The organism is Rhizobium leguminosarum bv. viciae USDA 2370 (genome assembly GCF_002008365.1).
Lineage (GTDB): Bacteria > Pseudomonadota > Alphaproteobacteria > Rhizobiales > Rhizobiaceae > Rhizobium > Rhizobium leguminosarum.
Genome location: NZ_MRDL01000046.1, coordinates 304,622 through 325,245 on the forward strand (window position 1 = coordinate 304,622; position 20,624 = coordinate 325,245).

Annotated in this window: 20 protein-coding genes and 1 pseudogene; 16 read left to right on the plus strand and 5 right to left on the minus strand. The window is 60.5% G+C overall.

Annotated elements, in window-relative coordinates; translation table 11 throughout:
- The first annotated feature begins 11 nt into the window (after nt 1-11).
- The 13 genes from BS629_RS23400 to minE all read left to right on the plus strand — a co-directional run bounded on the left by BS629_RS23400 (nt 12) and on the right by minE (nt 12,668).
- Complete coding sequence (locus tag BS629_RS23400; RefSeq protein WP_003548139.1) at nt 12-698, plus strand: GltB/FmdC/FwdC-like GXGXG domain-containing protein; 687 nt, start codon at nt 12-14, stop codon at nt 696-698.
- A 14-nt stretch (nt 699-712) separates the two neighbouring features.
- Entirely contained in the window at nt 713-2,041 is a 1,329-nt protein-coding gene (locus BS629_RS23405) for an FMN-binding glutamate synthase family protein (RefSeq protein ID WP_003548137.1), read from the plus strand.
- A gap of 80 nt (nt 2,042-2,121) precedes the next feature.
- A complete protein-coding gene (gene glnT / locus BS629_RS23410) occupies nt 2,122-3,429 on the plus strand; it encodes a type III glutamate--ammonia ligase (protein ID WP_018246142.1) in 1,308 nt (435 codons plus the stop codon).
- A gap of 202 nt (nt 3,430-3,631) precedes the next feature.
- Nucleotides 3,632-4,516, plus strand: a complete 885-nt coding sequence (gene purU, locus BS629_RS23415; protein WP_018246141.1) for a formyltetrahydrofolate deformylase — start codon at nt 3,632-3,634, stop codon at nt 4,514-4,516.
- Nucleotides 4,517-4,686: 170 nt separating this feature from the next.
- Entirely contained in the window at nt 4,687-5,820 is a 1,134-nt protein-coding gene (locus tag BS629_RS23420) for an aminomethyl transferase family protein (RefSeq protein WP_018246140.1), read from the plus strand.
- An 11-nt stretch (nt 5,821-5,831) separates the two neighbouring features.
- On the plus strand, nt 5,832-6,437 hold the full coding sequence (locus BS629_RS23425) for a dimethylamine monooxygenase subunit DmmA family protein (protein WP_018246139.1): 606 nt from the start codon (nt 5,832-5,834) through the stop codon (nt 6,435-6,437).
- Nucleotides 6,434-7,399 carry a PDR/VanB family oxidoreductase gene (locus BS629_RS23430; RefSeq protein WP_018246138.1) on the plus strand — a complete coding sequence of 322 codons (966 nt, stop codon included), beginning with the start codon at nt 6,434-6,436 and terminating at the stop codon, nt 7,397-7,399. The genes BS629_RS23425 and BS629_RS23430 overlap by 4 nt, the downstream gene beginning before the upstream one ends.
- A gap of 31 nt (nt 7,400-7,430) precedes the next feature.
- Nucleotides 7,431-8,471: a heme-dependent oxidative N-demethylase family protein gene (locus tag BS629_RS23435; protein WP_018246137.1), complete on the plus strand. Its 1,041-nt coding sequence runs from the start codon at nt 7,431-7,433 to the stop codon at nt 8,469-8,471.
- 48 nt (nt 8,472-8,519) lie between these two features.
- Nucleotides 8,520-9,857, plus strand: a complete 1,338-nt coding sequence (locus tag BS629_RS23440) for an NAD(P)-binding domain-containing protein (protein ID WP_018246136.1) — start codon at nt 8,520-8,522, stop codon at nt 9,855-9,857.
- 120 nt (nt 9,858-9,977) lie between these two features.
- Complete coding sequence (locus BS629_RS40240; RefSeq protein ID WP_018246135.1) at nt 9,978-10,580, plus strand: methyl-accepting chemotaxis protein; 603 nt, start codon at nt 9,978-9,980, stop codon at nt 10,578-10,580.
- Nucleotides 10,581-10,789: 209 nt separating this feature from the next.
- Nucleotides 10,790-11,509 carry a septum site-determining protein MinC gene (gene minC / locus BS629_RS23450; RefSeq protein WP_018246134.1) on the plus strand — a complete coding sequence of 240 codons (720 nt, stop codon included), beginning with the start codon at nt 10,790-10,792 and terminating at the stop codon, nt 11,507-11,509.
- An 86-nt stretch (nt 11,510-11,595) separates the two neighbouring features.
- Nucleotides 11,596-12,411: a septum site-determining protein MinD gene (gene minD, locus BS629_RS23455; protein WP_018448670.1), complete on the plus strand. Its 816-nt coding sequence runs from the start codon at nt 11,596-11,598 to the stop codon at nt 12,409-12,411.
- Nucleotides 12,408-12,668, plus strand: coding sequence for a cell division topological specificity factor MinE (minE, locus tag BS629_RS23460; RefSeq protein WP_003574994.1), 261 nt, complete (start codon nt 12,408-12,410; stop codon nt 12,666-12,668). The genes minD and minE overlap by 4 nt, the downstream gene beginning before the upstream one ends.
- Nucleotides 12,669-12,711: 43 nt before the next feature.
- On the opposite strand, the gene BS629_RS23465 is transcribed toward minE, so the two are convergent.
- From BS629_RS23465 to BS629_RS23480, 4 genes are all read right to left on the minus strand, one after another.
- Nucleotides 12,712-13,092 (minus strand): DUF6481 family protein, encoded by a 381-nt coding sequence (locus BS629_RS23465; protein ID WP_018246133.1) that lies wholly within the window; start codon nt 13,090-13,092, stop codon nt 12,712-12,714.
- A 249-nt stretch (nt 13,093-13,341) separates the two neighbouring features.
- Nucleotides 13,342-13,566 (minus strand): hypothetical protein, encoded by a 225-nt coding sequence (locus BS629_RS23470; RefSeq protein ID WP_026188733.1) that lies wholly within the window; start codon nt 13,564-13,566, stop codon nt 13,342-13,344.
- A 227-nt stretch (nt 13,567-13,793) separates the two neighbouring features.
- On the minus strand, nt 13,794-14,003 hold the full coding sequence (locus BS629_RS23475; RefSeq protein WP_003548109.1) for a cold-shock protein: 210 nt from the start codon (nt 14,001-14,003) through the stop codon (nt 13,794-13,796).
- Nucleotides 14,004-14,304: 301 nt separating this feature from the next.
- Nucleotides 14,305-16,674 carry a trimethylamine N-oxide demethylase gene (locus BS629_RS23480; protein WP_018246131.1) on the minus strand — a complete coding sequence of 790 codons (2,370 nt, stop codon included), beginning with the start codon at nt 16,672-16,674 and terminating at the stop codon, nt 14,305-14,307.
- Nucleotides 16,675-16,924: 250 nt separating this feature from the next.
- Between BS629_RS23480 and BS629_RS23485 the strand changes: the two genes are divergently transcribed.
- Nucleotides 16,925-18,709, plus strand: a complete 1,785-nt coding sequence (locus BS629_RS23485) for a trimethylamine N-oxide permease (protein ID WP_018246130.1) — start codon at nt 16,925-16,927, stop codon at nt 18,707-18,709.
- A 73-nt stretch (nt 18,710-18,782) separates the two neighbouring features.
- Here the strand turns inward: BS629_RS23485 and BS629_RS39305 are convergent.
- Nucleotides 18,783-18,923: pseudogene (locus tag BS629_RS39305) on the minus strand (carboxymuconolactone decarboxylase family protein); the annotation flags it as partial.
- Nucleotides 18,924-19,011: 88 nt separating this feature from the next.
- On the opposite strand from BS629_RS39305, the gene BS629_RS23490 reads away from it, so the two are divergent.
- A complete protein-coding gene (locus BS629_RS23490) occupies nt 19,012-19,842 on the plus strand; it encodes a helix-turn-helix transcriptional regulator (protein WP_018246128.1) in 831 nt (276 codons plus the stop codon).
- A 115-nt stretch (nt 19,843-19,957) separates the two neighbouring features.
- Complete coding sequence (locus BS629_RS23495; RefSeq protein ID WP_018246127.1) at nt 19,958-20,605, plus strand: LysE family translocator; 648 nt, start codon at nt 19,958-19,960, stop codon at nt 20,603-20,605.
- Nucleotides 20,606-20,624 lie beyond the last annotated feature (19 nt).

Genomic DNA, 20,624 nt, shown 5'->3' on the forward strand with positions numbered 1-20,624 from the left:
GTTATTGAAACATGCCTGTCATTGATCTTGCCACTACGCCGTTACGCGAACTCAACAGCGCCCTGCACAACATCCAGAACGGATCGAACGATCTTTCCTTCGAAGTCGTCAATCCGCGCGGCAGCCATTCGGTTGCCGTCGGCATCGATGCGCCGGTCACGGTCGACGTGAAGGGGTCCGTCGGCTATTATTGCGCCGGCATGAACGACGGCGGGACCGTCACCGTTCACGGTTCGGCAGGTCCGGGTGTTGCGGAAAACATGATGTCTGGAACAGTCGTCATCGAGGGCGATGCCAGCCAGTATGCCGGCGCAACCGGCCGCGGCGGCCTCCTTGTCATCAAGGGCAATGCGGCATCGCGCTGCGGCATCTCGATGAAGGGCATCGACATTGTCGTTCATGGCAATATCGGCCACATGTCCGCCTTCATGGGCCAGTCCGGCCACCTCGTGGTGCTCGGCGATGCCGGCGATGCGCTTGGGGATTCGCTCTACGAGGCGAAGCTCTTCGTGCGCGGTTCGGTTAAGAGCCTGGGTGCCGATTGCATCGAAAAGGAGCTGCGTCCCGAGCATCTGACCAAGCTGGCCGAACTTCTCGAAAAGGCGGGCGTGACCGAAGTGAGGCCCGAGGAATTCAAGCGTTACGGCTCCGCCCGCAAGCTTTACAATTTCAATATCGACAACGCTGACGCATATTAAGGCGAGGGACCATCATGAGCTATCACAACCCCTATACCCCGCCGCGCAAGTCCGCGACCTTCGACGATTACACGCTGGCGGAAATCCGCCGAGCTGCGGCGACCGGCATTTACGACATCCGTGGCGCCGGCACCAAACGGAAGGTTCCGCATTTCGATGACCTGCTGTTTCTCGGCGCATCGATCTCGCGCTATCCGCTCGAAGGTTACCGTGAGAAGTGCGACACGTCGGTCGTCCTCGGCGCGCGCTTTGCCAAAAAGCCCATTCACCTGAAGACGCCGATCACCATTGCCGGCATGAGCTTCGGCGCCCTGTCCGGCAATGCCAAGGAAGCGCTCGGACGCGGCGCGACGATTGCCGGAACCTCCACCACGACAGGCGACGGCGGGATGACCGATGAAGAGCGCGGCCATTCACAGACGTTGGTCTACCAGTATCTGCCGTCGCGATACGGCATGAATCCCAAGGACCTGCGTCGCGCCGATGCGATCGAAGTGGTTGTCGGTCAAGGCGCAAAGCCCGGCGGCGGCGGCATGCTGCTCGGCCAGAAGATCTCCGATCGCGTCGCCAACATGCGCAACCTGCCGAAGGGCATCGACCAGCGCTCGGCCTGCCGCCATCCGGATTGGACTGGCCCGGACGACCTCGAAATCAAGATCCTGGAACTGCGCGAGATCACCGACTGGGAAAAGCCGATCTATGTGAAGGTCGGCGGCGCGCGTCCCTATTACGACACAGCGCTGGCCGTGAAGGCCGGTGCCGACGTGGTGGTGCTCGATGGCATGCAGGGTGGAACCGCCGCGACGCAGGATGTCTTCATCGAGAATGTCGGCATGCCGACGCTCGCCTGCATCCGCCCCGCGGTCCAGGCGCTGCAGGATCTCGGCATGCATCGCAAGGTGCAACTGATCATCTCGGGCGGCATCCGTTCGGGCGCCGACGTGGCCAAGGCACTGGCGCTGGGTGCCGATGCCGTTGCTATCGGCACGGCGGCGCTCGTTGCGATCGGCGACAACGATCCGCATTGGGAAGAAGAATACCAAAAGCTCGGCACGACGGCCGGCGCCTATGACGACTGGCACGAAGGCAAAGACCCGGCCGGCATCACGACGCAGGACCCGGAACTGATGAAGCGGCTTGATCCAATCGCCGCCGGCCGCCGTCTCGCCAACTATCTGAAGGTTATGACGCTGGAAGCCCAGACCATTGCGCGCGCCTGCGGCAAGAACCACCTGCACAACCTGGAACCGGAAGATCTTTGCGCCCTAACGATGGAGGCCGCCGCCATGGCCCAGATCCCGCTCGCCGGCACAAACTGGTATCCCGGCAAGGGAGGCTACTGATTTCTACCGGCCGGGCAGACGTCCCGGCCGTCTCGCATCCATAACCAAAGTGTCTCCAAGAAATCCAAAGGGGAACGAGAATGACACTGGACCTTGCTGCTTTTGCCAGAGACAAAGGCATCAAATATTTCATGATCAGCTATACCGACCTGTTCGGCGGCCAACGCGCCAAGCTGGTCCCCGCAGAAGCCATCGCCGATATGCAGAAAGATGGCGCCGGCTTCGCGGGCTTCGCAACTTGGCTCGATTTGACGCCTGCCCATCCCGACCTGTTCGCGGTTCCCGATGCTTCCTCGGTCATCCAACTACCCTGGAAGAAAGACGTCGCATGGGTTGCCGCCGACTGCGTCATGGACGATAAGCCTGTCGAACAGGCGCCGCGTGTGCTGCTGAAAAGACTGGTCGCTGAAGCTGCGAAAGAAGGGCTCCGGGTGAAAACCGGCGTGGAGCCCGAGTTCTTTCTCATCTCTTCTGACGGCTCGGTGATTTCAGACCAGTTCGATACAGCCGAGAAGCCTTGCTACGACCAGCAGGCCGTGATGCGTCGGTATGATGTCATTGCCGAGATTTGCGACTACATGCTCGAGCTCGGCTGGAAGCCCTATCAGAACGACCACGAGGACGCGAATGGCCAGTTCGAGATGAACTGGGAATATGACGACGCTCTTCAGACGGCAGACAAGCACTCTTTCTTCAAGTTCATGGTCAAGTCGGTCGCCGAAAAGCACGGCCTTCGCGCCACCTTCATGCCGAAACCCTTCAAAGGCCTGACCGGAAACGGGTGCCATGCCCACATCTCGGTCTGGGACATCGATGGCAAGGTAAACGCCTTCGCGGACAAGGAAATGGCCTTTGGGCTTTCCGCTCAGGGGAAAACCTTTCTCGGCGGCATCATGAAACACGCCTCCGCGCTTGCTGCGATCACCAATCCGACGGTCAATTCCTACAAGCGCATCAACGCGCCGCGCACGACATCGGGCGCGACCTGGTCGCCGAACACCGTGACCTGGACGGGCAACAACCGCACTCACATGGTGCGTGTGCCGGGGCCGGGACGTTTCGAATTGCGCCTGCCGGACGGTGCGGTCAACCCGTACCTGCTGCAGGCGATCATCATCGCCGCCGGCCTCGACGGCATCCGCAGCCAGGCCGATCCCGGCCGGCACTACGATATCGACATGTATGCCGAGGGGCATCTGGTGAAGGACGCGCCGCGCCTGCCGCTCAACCTGCTCGACGCGCTACGTGCCTATGATGCCGACGAAGGCTTGAAGGAGGCGATCGGGGCTGAGTTTTCCGCCGCCTATCTCAAGCTCAAGCATCAGGAATGGAATGCCTATTGCTCGCATTTCACCCAGTGGGAACGCGACAGCACGCTCGACATCTGAGTGGCTGGACGCCTCTGGCGCATACCTCCCGAAAACCGGAATCGATTTTCGGAAAGGATTATGCGCTGATTCAAAGTGATAGAGCGTCCTTGGCGCGTCTGAAAAGACGCGCGGCGCTCTATTGACACGCTGACGCGCGCCGGGGCGAACAGGCTTCGGCGTGATCGGACCTTGCACTTGATATGGCGAAGAAAGTGACAGCATGAAGAACTTCGTACTCACCGTATCCTGCAAATCGACACGTGGCATCGTCGCGGCGATTTCGAGCTATCTGGCCGACAAGGGCTGCAACATCATCGACAGCTCGCAGTTCGACGATCTCGATACCGGAAAGTTCTTCATGCGCGTCAGCTTCATTTCGGAAGAGGGGCTTTCGGGTGCTGATATCGACGCCGGCTTTGCTGCCGTCGCAGCGCCCTTCGAAATGGATTATGATTTTCACGACAGCGAGAAGCGCATGAAGGTGCTCTTAATGGTGTCGCGCTTCGGCCATTGCCTCAACGACCTGCTTTACCGCTGGAAGATCGGCGCACTGCCGATCGATATCGTCGGCGTCGTCTCCAACCATTTCGATTACCAGAAGGTCGTGGTCAACCATGACATTCCCTTCCACCATATTCCCGTCACCAAGGCCAACAAGGTGCAGGCCGAGGCCCGTATCATGGAGGTGGCCGAGCAGACCGGCACGGAGTTGATCGTGCTCGCCCGCTACATGCAGATCCTGTCGGACGAGATGTGCCAGAAGATGTCCGGCCGGATCATCAACATCCACCATTCCTTTCTGCCGAGCTTCAAAGGCGCCAACCCTTACAAGCAGGCCTACGGCCGCGGCGTGAAGCTGATCGGAGCGACGGCGCATTACGTCACCGCCGATCTCGACGAAGGCCCGATCATCGAGCAGGACACGGCGCGCATCACCCATGCGCAGTCGCCCGACGACTATGTCTCGATCGGCCGCGACGTCGAAAGCCAGGTGCTGGCGCGTGCCATCCACGCCCACATCCATCACCGCACCTTCATCAACGGCAATCGCACCGTGGTCTTTCCGGCAAGCCCCGGCAGCTACGCCTCCGAACGCATGGGTTGAGACGTGCATCGACAGTAGTAGCCTCGCCGCATCCGTCATTTAGAGCGTTAAGGTTGCGGCAGGTGCCATCAAAGTTTGGGAAATGCATGCCAGGCGGGCTTGCCACGGCGCGAAAGACTTATATAGTCAGGAAATAAATATTCCGTAGAGGAAACAAAAGGGAACGGACAATGGCTTTATCATGGCGTTTCTCCGTCTTGGCGGATCGGCATCGCGCTCTGGGATCGAAGCTCGAGGACTGGAGCGGCATGGGCACCGCCTGGACCTACGACAAGGACATGTCGGAAGAGCATGTCGCAGTCCGCACCAAGGCCGGCATCATGGATGTCTCGGGCCTGAAGAAGGTGCACCTGGTCGGCCCGCACGCCATCGCCGTGCTCGACTCCATCACCACCCGCGACCTGACGAAGATCTACCCCGGTCGGTCGGTCTATGCGACCATGCTGAACGACCGCGGCCACTTCACCGACGACTGCATCGTCTATCGCACCGGCCCGAATTCCTGGATGCTGGTGCATGGCTCCGGCTCCGGCCACGAGGAGGTCGTCAAGCAGGCGGCGGGCCGCAATTGCGCCGTGCTCTTCGACGATGACCTGCACGACCTGTCGCTGCAGGGTCCGATCGCGGTCGACTATCTCGCCAAATATGTGCCCGGCATCCGCGACCTCAAATATTTCCACCACATGCAGACGACGCTGTTCGGCGCACCGGTGATGATCTCGCGCACCGGCTATACCGGCGAACGCGGCTACGAGATCTTCGTGCGCGGCCAGGACGCTGTCATGGTCTGGGACCGGATCGTCGAGGAAGGCAAGGAAATGGGCATCATCCCCTGCTGTTTCTCCGTTCTCGACATGCTGCGCGTCGAAAGCTACCTGCTCTTCTATCCCTATGACAATTCGCAGATGTATCCCTTCGCCGATCAGCCGCCCGGCGACAGTCTCTGGGAACTCGGCCTCGACTTTACCGTCAGCCCCGGCAAAACGGGCTTCCGTGGCGCCGAGGAACATGCTCGCCTGAAGGGCAAAGAACGCTTCAAGATCTTTGGCATGCTGATCGATGCCGACGGACCGGCCGATCTCGGCGACGAAGTCTTTGCCGACGGAAAAAAGGTCGGCGTCATTACCTGCCCGAGCTATTCGTCGCTGACGCAGAAATCCATGGCGATTGCTCGTCTGGACGTTGACAAGGCGGTGCATGGGACGAAACTTGAAGTCCGCGGCAAGACCGTGATGGCAGGCGCCACCGCCCACACGCTTCCTTTCGACGATCCGGAGAAGAAGAAGAGGACCGCCGTAGGTTAAGGAGCACGCGAATGCTCGTTGCAGGCATCAAGAGCCGACCAGTCTACACGGGCCTGACCATCCAGCCGCGCGCCCGGCGGCACATTTTCGCGCTCGAAGGGGAGGGCGCCAAGGCTCTCCTCGATCAGCAGCCAGCGCTTGACGAAACGGCGCTTGCCCGCAGTGAAATCCTCTATGTCGCCCGCGGCTCTCAAGGGTCCGGCCTGGACGAGGCGCTGCGCCGCCTCGGCGCCGACATGTTCTTCACGGCGCCGACCATCGCAACGCTGCTCTTCCGACTGAAGGGTTCGCTGGCCACCGCACATATGGGCACGCGGCTCTATCTATCGGGCACGGAAGGCTTCATCGGCCAGGCAATGCTGGTGGCGCTCGATTACGGCATGGACCATGCCTCCGTCATCACCGAGCATCGCGGCTCGCTGGCCCGGCGTGTGCAATGCGTCCATTGCAAGGGCATTACCGACGACGTCACCACCAGCCCCTTTGCCTGCAGCCATTGCGGGCTGCCGCTTCTGGTACGCGACCATTATTCGCGCCGGCTCGCTGCCTTCCAGGGCGTCAATATCGACGCCGAAGAACCGGGCAGCGCGCCTGATCCGGAGGATTTGTTCCTTTGAGCGGTGGCACTGAAATTCCTGTCCGCGTGACGCGGATTACGCCGATCGCCGAGCGCGTCAAGCGCTTCCGTTTCGAGCGCCTTGACGGCAAGCCGATGCCCTATTTCTCCGGCGGCGCGCATATCATCGTCTCGATGAACGATGGCGGCCATATGCGCCGCAACGCCTATTCGCTGATGTCGCCGCCGCATGATTGCGCAGCCTATGAGATCAGCGTGCTACATGTCGAGGATTCACGCGGCGGCTCCACCTTCATGCATGAGAAGCTCAGCGAAGGCGATGAGCTGAAGGTCAGCTATCCCGTCAACCTGTTCCAGCCGGACTGGCGCGGACGCAAGCACCTTCTGATCGCCGGCGGCATCGGCATTACCCCCTTCATCGCGATGATGGAGCAGTTTTCCCGCGAGGGCGCCAATTTCGAGCTGCATTATGCCATCCGCACGCGCGACCGCGGCGCCTATTGGCAGCAACTCGTCGAGCGCTACGGCAGACATCGCATCAAGATCTATTGCGACGCCGAAGGCGGCGCTATCCCGTTGACACGCCTGCTCGACAGCCAGCCGCTCGGCACGCATCTTTATGTCTGCGGCCCGTCGGGGATGATCGATGGCGTGCTGAAAACCGGCCTCAACGCCGGCTGGCCGGAACAGAACTTGCATTCGGAACGGTTCCTGTCGTCGCTGCCCGGCAAGCCCTTCGCGATCGAGCTCCTGCGGTCCGGCAAGACCGTGAAGGTCGGCCATCACGAAAGCATGCTGGAGGCAATCGAGGCGGCGGGCGTCGACGCGCCCTTCCTCTGTCGCGGCGGCGCCTGCGGTCAATGCGAGACCGGGGTCGTTACCTGCAACGGCAAGCTGCTGCACCATGACGTCTATTTGACGAGCGAAGAAAAAGCATCCGGTCGCAAGGTGATGATCTGTGTTTCCCGCTTCGAGGGAAACACGCTGCATCTTGATCTCTAGCGGCATCGGAAGCGGAACAAGGAGACCGGACATGGCAATCGTCTTCAAGCAGGAAACCTTCCGGAACGATTTCAGCTATCGGAACAGCCCCGAGAACATCCGGCGTTTCCCGTTTCCCTTCGACCGCGACGAATACATGTATTCGGTCAACATGGAGCCGCATGTGCACGGCCGGGCGGGAACCGTCTACGAAAGTCTGATCGACGTCGACGAGCATTATGTCGCCGAGATGCACGACCGGGCGCTGGTGCTGAAGGAAGATCCGCTACGCTACCAGGCGCTGCCGCACATGATGAGCGCGCAGTGGGACACGCTCGAACTTTTGATGGAAGAGCAGGCGGCAGGGTACCCCGAACACTTCACGCTGATCCGCAACGGCGACCAGTGGCGCTGGATCAACCGCCCGCTCGGCATCGACGATAGCTTCACCTTCGGCGATGCCTCGACGCTGCCCTATGAGCCCTTCGAATATATCACCCGCCAGGCCCAGGGCGATTTCTGCATCGTCGACCAGCGCGACAGCAATCTCTGGATGGATGCCGGCATGGTGACGACGCAGGCCGACTGGTCGCTCGATTTCGATATCGGCATGAATTTCATGGAATGGCACGGACCGGTGCCGCTCGCCCACCAGATCGGCGTCTTCGACCGGGCGCTGAAATTCCTGCTGAACCTGCAGCAGGGCAAGCCGACACGACGCTTCAACTGGACGATGACGATCAATCCGCGGCTCGACACCAGCCCGGAGAACTATCACAAATGGGGTCCGGACCGCACGACGGTGACGCCGGAGAATGTCGGCGAAAAGGTGCATCTGCGCGTCGAATTGCAGAGCCTCTGGCGCCTGCCGCGCTCGAACGCCATCCTCTTCGTCATCCGCTGCTACCTGATGAACATGGAAGAGCTCGTCACCGTGCCGAAATGGGCGCGCCGCTTCCCGCGCGTGCTGAAGACGCTGCCGGCCGAGCTCATTGACTACAAGGGCCTCACCCGCTTCCGCGGGACGACGATCGACTGGCTTTCCAAATATGACGACGGGGCGCCGACCAGCCCCGGCATCTATCCGGACTGAGGCGGCGATGCACCAGATAAAACGACATAATCAAGAGGGGAATGCTTCATGACAAGAGTAGCCGTCATCGGTGCCGGTCCTTCCGGGCTGGCGCAGCTGCGCGCCTTTCAATCGGCTGCCCAGAAGGGCGCCGAGATCCCGGAGATCGTCTGCTTCGAAAAGCAGTCGGACTGGGGCGGGCTCTGGAATTATACCTGGCGCACCGGGCTCGACGAATATGGCGAGCCGGTCCATGGCAGCATGTATCGTTACCTCTGGTCGAACGGCCCGAAGGAATGCCTCGAATTCGCCGATTATTCCTTCGAGGAGCATTTCGGCAAGCCGATCGCTTCCTATCCGCCGCGCGCCGTGCTCTGGGATTACATCAAGGGCCGCGTCGAGAAGGCGAACGTCCGCCATTGGGTACGTTTCAGCACGCCGGTGCGCATGGTTCGCTTCAACGATCAGACGAAGAAATTCACGGTGACGGCGCATAACCGCATCGAGGACCGGATGTATGACGAGGAATTCGACTATGTCGTCGTGGCATCAGGTCATTTCTCGACGCCGAACGTGCCCTATTTCGAGGGCGTGAAGACCTTCAACGGCCGCGTGCTGCATGCCCATGATTTCCGCGACGCGCTGGAGTTCAAGGGCAAGGATATCCTGATCGTCGGCCGCAGCTATTCGGCCGAAGACATCGGCTCGCAATGCTGGAAATATGGCGCGAAATCGGTGACGACCAGCTATCGCTCGAAGCCGATGGGCTTCAAATGGCCGGAGAATTTCGAGGAGCGGCCGCTGTTGACCAAGCTCGAAAACCGCACGGCGCATTTCCTCGACGGCTCGACCAAGGAGGTCGATGCGGTGATCCTCTGCACCGGATACCAGCACCACTTCCCCTTCCTGCCCGACGACCTCCGGCTGAAGACCGCCAACCGCCTCTGGGCCGACAGCCTCTACAAGGGGGTGATCTTCGACAAGAACCCGCAGCTTTTCTATATCGGCATGCAGGACCAGTTCTACACCTTCAACATGTTCGACGTGCAGGCCTGGTGGGCGCGCGACGTGATGATGGGTCGCATCACCCTGCCATCCGAAGAGGAGCTGAAAGCCAATTTCGACATGTGGCGCGCCCGCGAGGAAACGCTCGAGGATGCCGAGCAGATGATCTGGTACCAGGGCGATTACGTGAAGGAACTGCTTGCCGAAACCGACTATCCCAACTTCGACATCGAGGGCACCAACCAGACCTTCATGGAGTGGGAACATCACAAGGCCCACAACATCATGGGCTTCCGCGACCATGCCTACCGGTCGCTGATGACCGGCAACATGTCGCCGACGCACCACACGCCCTGGGTCGAGGCGCTCGACGATTCCATGGAGGAATATCTGCGCAACTGATGAGGCGGACTGCATTGCCGGTGGAGGGTGTTCGTGCTCTCTTCCGGCATTGTGACGTGCGCCTTTTTAAATGAGACGACATAAATCCATCTGCAACTCTTCTCTTCGGATGTGGCCTTCATGGATTTTCAAACGAGCATTCTCGGGCGCATGAGTGGTTTTCTCTATCGCTGCCGTGCCGATGAAAACTATACGATGCTGGAGATGACCAACGGCATCGAGCGCATCTTCGGTTATCCCGCCGAGGAAATCATCGGCAACCGCACGCGGACCTTCACCTCGATCATGTACGAGGAAGACGTGCCTCTGATGGACGAGATCGTCGGACGGGCGCTGGAGAGGCGCACCGACTGGACGATGGAATACCGCATCCGTCACGCCATGGGCCATCTCATCTGGGTCACCGAGACGGGCGGCGGCATCTGGGACGAGAAGGGTGAACTTCTCTATCTCGAAGGCAGCATCATCAATATCGAATCACTCTATCAGCGAATCGATGACCAGACCGCCGATATGCGCGTCACCGCCTCGAAGACCAATGAGATCCTGCAATCACTGCGTTACCTGAAGCTGCTCGCCGTCAATGCCGGCATCGAGGCTGCTCGCGCCGGCACGGCTGGATCGGGCTTTGCCGTGCTTGCCGCCGAGATGCGCACGCTTGCCAACTCCTCGGAAGAGGCCGCACGCGCCATTTCCAACGCACAACGCAAGGCGGAAGGCTGAGCGTTACCCAAGCAGCGGCAGATTTGCGGCTCACCTTCGAAGCCGTATTATTAACCGTTCGGCGCTTCCAGCGATTGCAACGCTTTTCCAATGACTTGCGGTAATTCAGTGTGTGAAGAATCTGCTGTGATTGTCGGTAATGTTAAGGCCGCGTTAACTTTTTGTTAACCATAGCAGCGGTAGACATGGTCAACGATTTCTTCACATAGATGACCAAAGTGCTAACAGACGCTCGCTCTATCCGCATCAAGGGCCGCTCTTTCCTCGCGGTCATGCTGTCCCCGGATCTTCCGATCGATGATTGGTTGACCCGCCTGGACGATCTGGCCGCACGTTCGGCCGGCTTCTTCCTCGGACGGCCTGTCGTGCTCGACCTGACGGACCTGCAAATCGACCGGCCGCAGCTGAAGGACCTGATTGCTGAACTTGCCAAGCGCAATGTCAGCATCATGGGCATCGAGGGCGCGCGGCCTTCCATCCTCGGATCCGGCATGCCGCCGGCGCTCAAGGGCGGTCGGTCGGTTTCCGATATTGAGGTTCAGGCAAAGGAGCCTGTCGATCCGCCCGGCAAACCGGCGGTAGCAGAGACCCGCCCGGCCATGCAATCGATCGTCATCCGGGAGCCTGTGCGCTCGGGGCAATCGGTGATCTTTCCGGAAGGCGACGTCACCGTCATCGGTTCGGTCGCCTCGGGTGCCGAGGTCATCGCCGGCGGCTCCGTCCATATCTATGGCACCTTGCGTGGCCGAGCCATGGCAGGGTCCATCGGAAACGCATCGGCGCGGATCTTTTGCCGCAAGCTCGAGGCCGAGCTGGTTGCAATCGACGGCATCTACAAAATGGCGGAAGACATGGCCCCCAATCTTCGCGGACAGGCTGTTCAGCTCTGGCTCGAGGACGACGCGATCATGGCAGAGAAACTGATCTGACGGCAGCGCCGCGCGTCTCTTCGAGAGCCGCAAGAGGACGCTTTAACACTTTGAATTACTGGGGCCACGGCAAAGGAGAGACAATGATGGGGAAAGTGATCGTCGTCACGTCAGGCAAGGGCGGGGTTGGCAAGACGACCTCGACCGCCGCATTAGGAGCGGCGCTGGCGCAACGCAATGAAAAAGTCGTCGTCGTCGATTTCGACGTGGGCTTACGCAATCTCGACCTCGTGATGGGCGCCGAACGCAGGGTCGTCTACGACCTGATCAATGTCATCCAGGGCGACGCCAAGCTTACCCAGGCACTGATCCGCGACAAGCGGCTGGAGACGCTGTTCCTCTTGCCGGCCTCGCAGACGCGCGACAAGGACAATCTGACGGCCGAGGGCGTCGAGCGCGTCATCAACGACCTGAAGCGCTATTTCGACTGGATCATCTGCGACAGCCCCGCCGGGATCGAGCGCGGTGCAACGCTTGCCATGCGCCACGCCGATGTTGCCGTGGTCGTCACCAATCCCGAGGTCTCGTCGGTGCGCGATTCGGATCGCATCATCGGCCTACTGGATGCCAAGACCGCCAAGGCCGAGCGCGGCGAGCGGATGGAAAAGCACCTGCTGCTCACCCGCTACGACGCCAATCGCGCCGAACGCGGCGACATGCTCAAGGTCGACGACGTCCTGGAGATCCTGTCCATCCCGCTCCTCGGCATCATACCCGAAAGCATGGATGTTCTGCGGGCATCCAACATCGGTGCACCGGTCACGCTGGCAGACAGTCGCAGCGCGGCTGCGATGGCCTATTTCGACGCCGCTCGCCGGCTCGCCGGCGAGACGGTGCCGATCGCGATCCCAGAGGAAAAGAGGAATATTTTCGGCAAGATCTTCGGACGGAGGGCGGCATGAATATTTTCCGTCTTTTCAACAAGCAGAGAACCGCACCGGCCGCCCGCGAACGGCTGCAGGTCCTTCTCGCCCATGAACGTTCCTCGGCGGGGTCGGACCTGGTCTCCCTGCTGCGCGAGGAAATCCTTGCGGTGATCGCAAAGCACGTGCAGCTCGACCACGACAAGGTGCAGGTGACGATCGATCGCAACGAGTACGTCTCGACCCTTGAGATCGACGTCGAAATCCCGCTGAATGCAGCCGTGCAGGCCGCGTGAACGACAGCGCGCTGCCTGTTGCGACAACAGGCAGCGCTGACGGTCAGGACTTTCTGGCTTTGCGATTGGCGTAACGCAGGTCGCGTTCGGCCTTTCGGGCGGCTTCGTCCGCAATCACGCGAGCGATCCTGTCTTTGTCAGCCGCTTCGCGCGCGTCGGCATCGGCGCGTGCTGCGGCTTCGGCGGCGGCCTGACGCTCGGCTTCCGCGGCTTTAGCCCGCTCCAGTTCCTCAAGCTTCAGCCGTTCTCGCGCAGCACGCCGTTCTTCCCTGGCCGCGGCAATGGCTTGACGCTCCGCTTGCTTTGCCAGCCTTGTGGGTTCGGCCGTATCTTTGGCGGTGCGATACGCGTTGAGGAGAGCGGCCTTGGCTTCGGCAGCTGCGCTGCGGCGATCGGAAAGCTCGTTGTTTCTGGCGTTTTTCAAATCTGTTTCCTGACTGTTTGACTTCGACCCTAGAGCATGATGGGCGAAAAGTGTGCGCGGTTTTCGGACGACATCATGCTCTAACTCTTTAATAAGAACAGGATTCAGAGTTTAGGGCGATCCCGGCCTAAAATCATCCTGTTCTAAGGCGCCGCGCGTCTTCAGACGCGCAAAGGACGCTGCAATATTTTGAACTGCCGCATGTTTTATCCTGAAATCGAATCCGATTTAAGGAATTATGCAGCAGGGTCAGATTTTCTTTTTCCGCTTCGCGGCAGGGGCAGTCGTCGCTGCCAAGCGATCCTGCAATTCCTTGGCCTCACGGGCCTCGCGTAACCGCAAGGTTTTTTCCTCGCGGGCCCGCACTGTCGAGTCGATCTCTTCGACCGCGCGGCTTCGCTCCAAGAACTGCGATTGCACGTTTCCGAAGGCAATCTCCGCCTGCTTGCGTGATTTGCTGTGTGTCTCTGTCATATTCATCCCGGATTTTATTAGAGCGCCGCGCGTTTTTCAGACGCGCAAAGGACGCTGTAACACTTTGAATTACTGCATAATTCCTGAAATCGATTCCGCGTTTAAGGAATTACGCAGCAGCCCGCTGGCCGACTCAGCAAAAAGGCCAGGCAACGTGCCTGACCTCAATAGTATCATGCTTTCGACAGTGCCGGTACATCCGCGGTCAAAGGAAAGCTGATGTCAGTTCAGGCAGCTTGGAGATTGCAAGCGGACATTTTGCCCGACTTGTTATCGCGCTCAAGCTCGTAGCCGATCTTCTGGCCTTCGACGATTTCACGCATTCCAGCGCGTTCGACGGCAGAGATATGGACGAAGGCGTCAGCGCCGCCGTCATCAGGCTGAATGAAGCCGAAGCCCTTGGTGGAATTGAACCATTTAACTGTGCCAGTGGTCATAACAAACCCTTTCATAGCAATTGAACGACCGCACGTGCGGAAGCACGACGGATGATGGTCTCGATTTTGAAGAGGGAAGTTCGTCCAGGGCACGTTGCCAGCGTGCGATAACAAAAGTCAAACAAGCAATATCGACTACCAAGATATAGTCATTCAACCCAAATTTGTCAACTTTTAGTTTTTCAGGGCCATGCACTCAATATAAGGTTGCATCTCTATCGCATTGCGTGCCGCCGTTAAAACGTGCGGCTTCATCAACAGTACGAGAAACCGATCACCGTCCTCGACCCCAAAGCAGGCGTTACGAGCGCGGTCGCGTCTTCTGCGGGTCGTAATGCGAAAGCGGCACGATCGTCGCCGGCAGGCGCTTCTGGTGGCCGTCGAGCTTGCCGATCTCGACCTCGGTGCCGGGGCTTGCATGCATCACGTCGATGCGGGCGAGCGCGATCGTCTTGCCGAGGATCGGCGAGCGCGTGGCGCTGGTGATAACGCCGACCTGCGCCCGGCCGATATGGATGCAATCGCCATGGCCGACGGCCTCGTTGGACTTGATGTCGAGGCCGACGAGCAGATGGCGCGGATGCTCCTTGCGCCGGATCAGCGCCTCGCGGCCGATGAAATCGTCCTGCTTGGATTTCAGCGGCACCGTGAAGCCGATCCCGGCCTCGAATGGGTCCGTCTGGTCGGTGAATTCGTGATGGGCGAAGATCAGGCCCGCCTCTATGCGGACCATGTCGAGCGCCTCCAGCCCCATCGGCTTCAACCCGTGCGGCTGCCCGGCCTCCCAGACGGCGTCGAACACTGTCAGCGCATCCTTCGGATGACAGAAGATCTCGTAGCCGAGCTCGCCGGTGTAACCCGTGCGCGAGACGACGATTGGAACACCCTCGAAGCCGCCGATGCGGCCGACGGTGAAGCGGAACCATTCGAGCTCGCCGATCGTCGGTTGGCGCGGCGCCGTCCAGATGATCTCCTTCAGGATATCGCGGCTTTTCGGACCCTGCAGGGCGATATTGTGCATCTGATCGGTCGATGAGCGGACCCAGGCCTTGAAGCCCTTCTTCTCGGCCTGCTGACGCAGCCAGATGCCGCTGAAATCATCGCCGCCGATCCAGCGGAAGTTCTTGTCGCCGAGCCGGAACAGCGTGCCGTCATCGATCATGCCGCCGTTTTCGTAGCACATGGCGGAATAGACGACCTGGCCGGTCGACAGCTTGCGCACGTCGCGCGTCAGGCAATATTGCAGCAGCTCCTCGGCATCCGGCCCCGTCACCTCGAATTTCCGCAAGGGCGAGAGGTCGATGACGGCGGCGCGCTCGCGGCAGGCCCAATATTCCTCGACCGGCCCTTCGCTGGAAAAGCGGTTCGGCAGCCAGTAGCCGCGATATTCGGTATAGTCCCGCGTCAGCGTGGAGAGGCGGGGATGGAAGGCGGTTTCGCGCGTCAGTTCGGCGTCGGCATCTGGGGTCATGCGATAAGCTACCGCTCGTGAGAATTTCTCTTTTCCGGAAAAGGTGCGGACGTGGATATCCGTCGGATCCCAGCCGTTCGCCGCGTCGATATCGTCAGGGCAGGACGAGGAGACGCAGACGAGGTCGGTCAGTGCCCTCATCAGCACGTAATCGCCGGGGCGCGACCAGGGCTCGTCAAGATAGAGCTGGTTGTTGTGGTCGATGTTGGTGTTGTAGAAATAGTTCAGCGCTTCCCAGCCCTTGCGGCCGGCAATGCCGTAGGGCGCCAGCACCGCGTTGAAATTATCCGTGCAGTTGACGTGGCCGGGATAACCCATGTCGTCGTAATAGCGCGAATTGCAGGCGGTCGCGAAAGCGTCGTGACGCCCGACCGTATCCTGCACGATCTCGACCAGCGGCTCGAAGTCGCGGTCGAAGGCCTTGGAGGGCAGGCCCGGCATCGGATAGCTGCGGCCGAGCAGCGTGCGGGTGACGGTGGAATCGAGCGCGAGCTCGAGACCCTTGTCGACCTTGCGGGCGGCAAAAGCCTGGAAATCGGTGCACTGGCGTCCATAGACATCGATGATCTGGATGAATTCGCCGGCCCGCACGAAGTAGGCCGCGGCGGTCGCCGCCCGGATGCGGATATCCTCGACGGGATCGGCGGCCGGTTCCGGCAGGGCAGAGGCATAATCGCGGATCAGCAGGCTGCGCTTGATCCTGATCTCGATCGGCGTCGCCGTATCCTGCGCCTCCGGCGACATGGCGCTAGCGGGTGCCGCAACGATCAGCAGGCCCTTCATGGAGATCGTGAATTCCGCCCGGCTGCCAGGCGTCGATCCGGCCCCGAAGATGCTGAGCGCGCCGGCCACGGCCAGATCGGCGCCGCGACGCTGAAGTGCTGCACGCGTGCGGGCAGCACTCTCATCCTCTGCCTGAAGTATGGCCTTCAAACCTTCGGCCGAATTGCTGAATGCCGTTCCGAGGCCGGCCGCCAGGAAGCGCCCTTTTTCATCGAGGAAAGAGATCTCGCAGACCTGTCCGCCCTCGCTGTCGATAACGCTGACGCGGTCGCCCGGCTCGACGCGCATAACGACCGATCCGCCGCCCTTTGCCCTGTAGCGCTCGGTTCCCTCCGGCAGGGTGGGAATGCCGGGATAGTGCACGAGGCTCGGAGCCGCCGGTCGCGGGCCAATCATAGCAGGATGAAGTTCTCGCATTGCGCCCTCTTGGGGATCCAGCATGCCCTCGGGCACCCACCCATACAGGTTACAAAATGCGCCACGAAAGTAAAGTCGAGTTGACTAAAAAGAAAAAATCTTCACTATGCATAAAGAGTTGAGACTCGGGGAATCCGTCGGGAACGCGGATCGCCAAAATCATCCGGGCGGGCTTGAGACTGTCAGGGAGACACGTTCAGGGAGACGTACAAAGATACGTCCGGAACAAATAGAATGGGGAATTTCACCGATGACAGACATTGTGGAGGCCGGGATTGCATCCGGCACCGAAGGTAAGCTTGTACGCGCGCTCGACTGGAAGGGCGCATTCTGGGTGGCTGCGGGCGTGCCGCCGCTCGTTCTTTTCTCCATCGGCGGCATTGCGGGCACGACGGGCAAGCTCGCCTTCGTCGTCTGGATCATCTCGATGGTGATGGGTTTCCTGCAATCCTTCACCTATGCCGAGATCGCCGGCATGTTCGCCAATAAGTCCGGCGGCGCTTCGGTCTATGGCGCCACCGCCTGGCTGCGCTATTCGAAATTCATCGCGCCACTGTCGGTCTGGTGCAACTGGTTTGCCTGGTCGCCGGTGCTGTCGCTCGGCTGCGCCATCGCCGCCGGTTACATCCTCAACGCATTCTACCCGATTCCAGCGGCGGATTCGCAGATGGTCCTCGATTGGATCTCCGCGCATGCCGCTTCCGTCACGGCCGATAGCCCCCGCGTCGCCGAATATATTGCAGCCCATGCAGGTACCACCCCGGATGACGCCGTCAAGGCATTGCTCGGCACCGACGGCGTCGCTGCCCTGACGCCAGCGATCCGCAGCTGGTCGCTCTTCAGCTTCAGCATTCCCTTCCTTGCCACCGCCAATATCAACGCCACCTTCTTCATCGGCGGCATCCTGATGCTGATCATCTTCGCGATTCAGCATCGCGGCATTTCGGAAACGGCAAGCGTGCAGAAGTGGCTGGCAATCATCGTGTTGGTGCCGCTGCTCATCATCGGCCTCTATCCGATCGTCAGCGGCCAGATCCTTGCCACCAACGTCACCGGTCTCGTGCCGCCGACGGCCGCCTATGCCGCTGTCGACGGCACCTGGAGCAACGGCGGCTGGACGCTCTTCCTCGGCGGCCTCTATATCGCCGCCTGGTCGACCTACGGCTTCGAGACGGCGGTCTGCTACACCCGCGAACTCAAGAACCCGAAGACCGACACCTTCAAGGCGATCTTCTATTCCGGCCTTGCCTGCTGCCTGTTCTTCTTCCTGGTGCCGTTCGCCTTCCAGGGCGTTCTCGGCCATGCAGGCATGCTGGCCCCCGGCATCGTCGATGGCACGGGTGTTGCCGAAGCGCTCGGCGGCCTCATCGGCGCCGGCCGCGTCGTCACCCAGTTGCTCGTCGTATTGATGATCATGGCACTCTTCCTTGCCATCATGACGGCGATGGCCGGCTCCTCGCGCACGCTCTACCAGGGCTCGAAGGACGGCTGGCTGCCGAAATATCTCGACCACGTCAACGAACACGGCGCCCCGACGCGGGCGATGTGGACCGATTTCGCCTTCAATCTCTTCCTGCTGGCGATCGCCTCGGATGTCGGTGGCTATTTCTTCGTGCTCGCCGTCTCCAATGTCGGCTACATCATCTTCAACTTCCTGAACCTCAATTCCGGCTGGATCCACCGGATGGATTCCGGTCATATCGAACGCCCCTGGAAGGCGCCGACCTGGCTGATCGGCCTCAACACCGTGCTGGCCTTCGTCAACGCGCTGTTTCTCGGCGCCGGTGCCAAGGTCTGGGGTTATTCCAATGCGCTCTGGGTCGGCTTCATCTTCGCCGCCCTGATCCTGCCGGTCTTCGCCTATCGCCACTATGTGCGCGACGGCGGCAAATTCCCAGCCGGCGCGATGGAGGATCTCGGCCTCGTCGGCCAGGATCTCGGCGTCAAGAAAGCCGGCATCCTGCCTTACCTCGCACTCGCCGGCGGCCTGGCGATCGTCCTGATCGCCAACGTGATCTTCCAGCTTCCGGCCTAGAATCGCCTCCCAAGCACAAAGGCCGAAAAGCCGCCATGGAAACATGGCGGCTTTTTCATGGACGGTCGTGGCGTCAGGCGGCCGAAGCCCTGGCGGCCTTGATGGCGGCCGCGTCGACATAGAGGCCGAAGCCGACAGCGATGCGATTCCAGCCATTGATGATGTTGATCATCACGGTGAGCTTAACCTGCTCCTCCTCCATGAACTGGGTGCGGAAATTTTTCGGTCCACGACTCCAGCGGCAGGCAAGATTGTCATGGAAATTGCTTGAAGGCGGGAACGGTCTGTAGGAAGACTATCGAATGGTGCGGATGAAGCAGGATGCGGGACGCATTCGAATCTGGCGCAACGACGCGTTAGCCGGAGTTGAATTGCTGCGCGCGTCGGGAACGCAGCATCACTTTCCGAAGCACTTCCACGACGCTTACGCAATCCATCTCCACGAACGCGGCACAATGGCGTTCCAATATGGTCAGCCTCAGGTGGCCCTGAAACCAGGCAACATCAATGTCCTTGCGCCCGGCGTCGTTCACATGTGCCTGCCGGCCGAAGAACAGGCGTTGAACTACCGCTGCCTGTTCGTTTCGCCTGCGTTTTTGCAGTACGCGGTGCTCGACCCGGGGGCGACGCGCCTAGCGCTGTTCGAGCGGTTGTTATGCCTTGGAGACCTCGAGCTTTTCCAAAGCCTTGGCAATGCGCATCGATATCTCGAAACTGACGATGACGCTTTTGAAGCCGAGACGCTGCTGACGAGCGGGCTCGCGGCGCTGGCCACTTACTCCGGGCAGCAGCCGCACGCAAGGATCGAAGCAGGCAGCGAGCCGCGGCACGTCACGACCATTCGCGAATTTCTGGACGCCAACTACGACAGGCGTATCGCCCTTGCCGATCTTGCCCGGCTGGTCAGGCTCAATCCCGTGTATCTCGTCCGATCCTTCCGCTCGTCTGTCGGGCTGCCGCCGCATGCCTATCAGAGGCAATTGCGACTGAGCCGGGCGCGGCAGTTGCTTCGGTTGGGCACGCCGCCGGCCGAAGTAGCCGAGATGGTCGGCTTCGCCGATCAGAGCCATCTCTCCCGCCTGTTCAAACAGACGACGGGCGTGACGCCCGCCGATTATGCGAAAGGTTTATAGCGTTCAAGACAGCAGGGTTTGCTTATGTGAATACTGTCTACTCTTGCGGTGACGACGGCTGGCTCCGGCGATGCGCCCGCAAGGCGATCGGGAAAACAGGAGCGGGGCGATTATCATGCCAACCCTCGGCAATATCTGGTTGTTTATCGGCGCTTCCTTGGCCCTGCTTCTGATTCCCGGGCCGGCGGTTCTCTACATCTTTGCCCGCTCGGTCGAGCAGGGCCGCCTCGCCGGCTTTGTTTCGATTCTCGGCATCCATGCCGCGACGCTGGTACATGTCATCGTCGCGGCGTTGGGCTTATCGGCAGTCCTGGCTTCATCGGCTCTGGCGTTCAGCGCGGTCAAGTATGCAGGCGCTGCCTATCTGATTTGGCTTGGGCTCAAGAAGATTTTCGGCCGAAGCGAGATTCCCGGCACCGAGACCGGCTTGAAGGCGTTCGGGCACGCGCGCCTTCTCCGCGACGGGTTCGTCGTCAATCTCTTCAATCCCAAGACCGCGCTCTTCTTTCTTGCCTTCCTGCCCCAGTTCGTCGAGGTGGACCGGGGTCACGCAGCGATGCAGATCGCGTTCCTGGGTCTGATCTACACCTGTCTCGGCATCATAACTGACGGCAGCTACGCATTCGCGGCCGGCACTGCGGGCGACTGGTTGAGGCGCAATCGCCGCTATCTCACAGCCGAACGCTATGTCAGCGGGGCCTTGCTGATCGGCCTCGGGTTGACGGCCGCTTTTGCAGGAAACCGAGGCAGCAGTCAGTCGTGACGCGAGCCGGCGCCGGTCG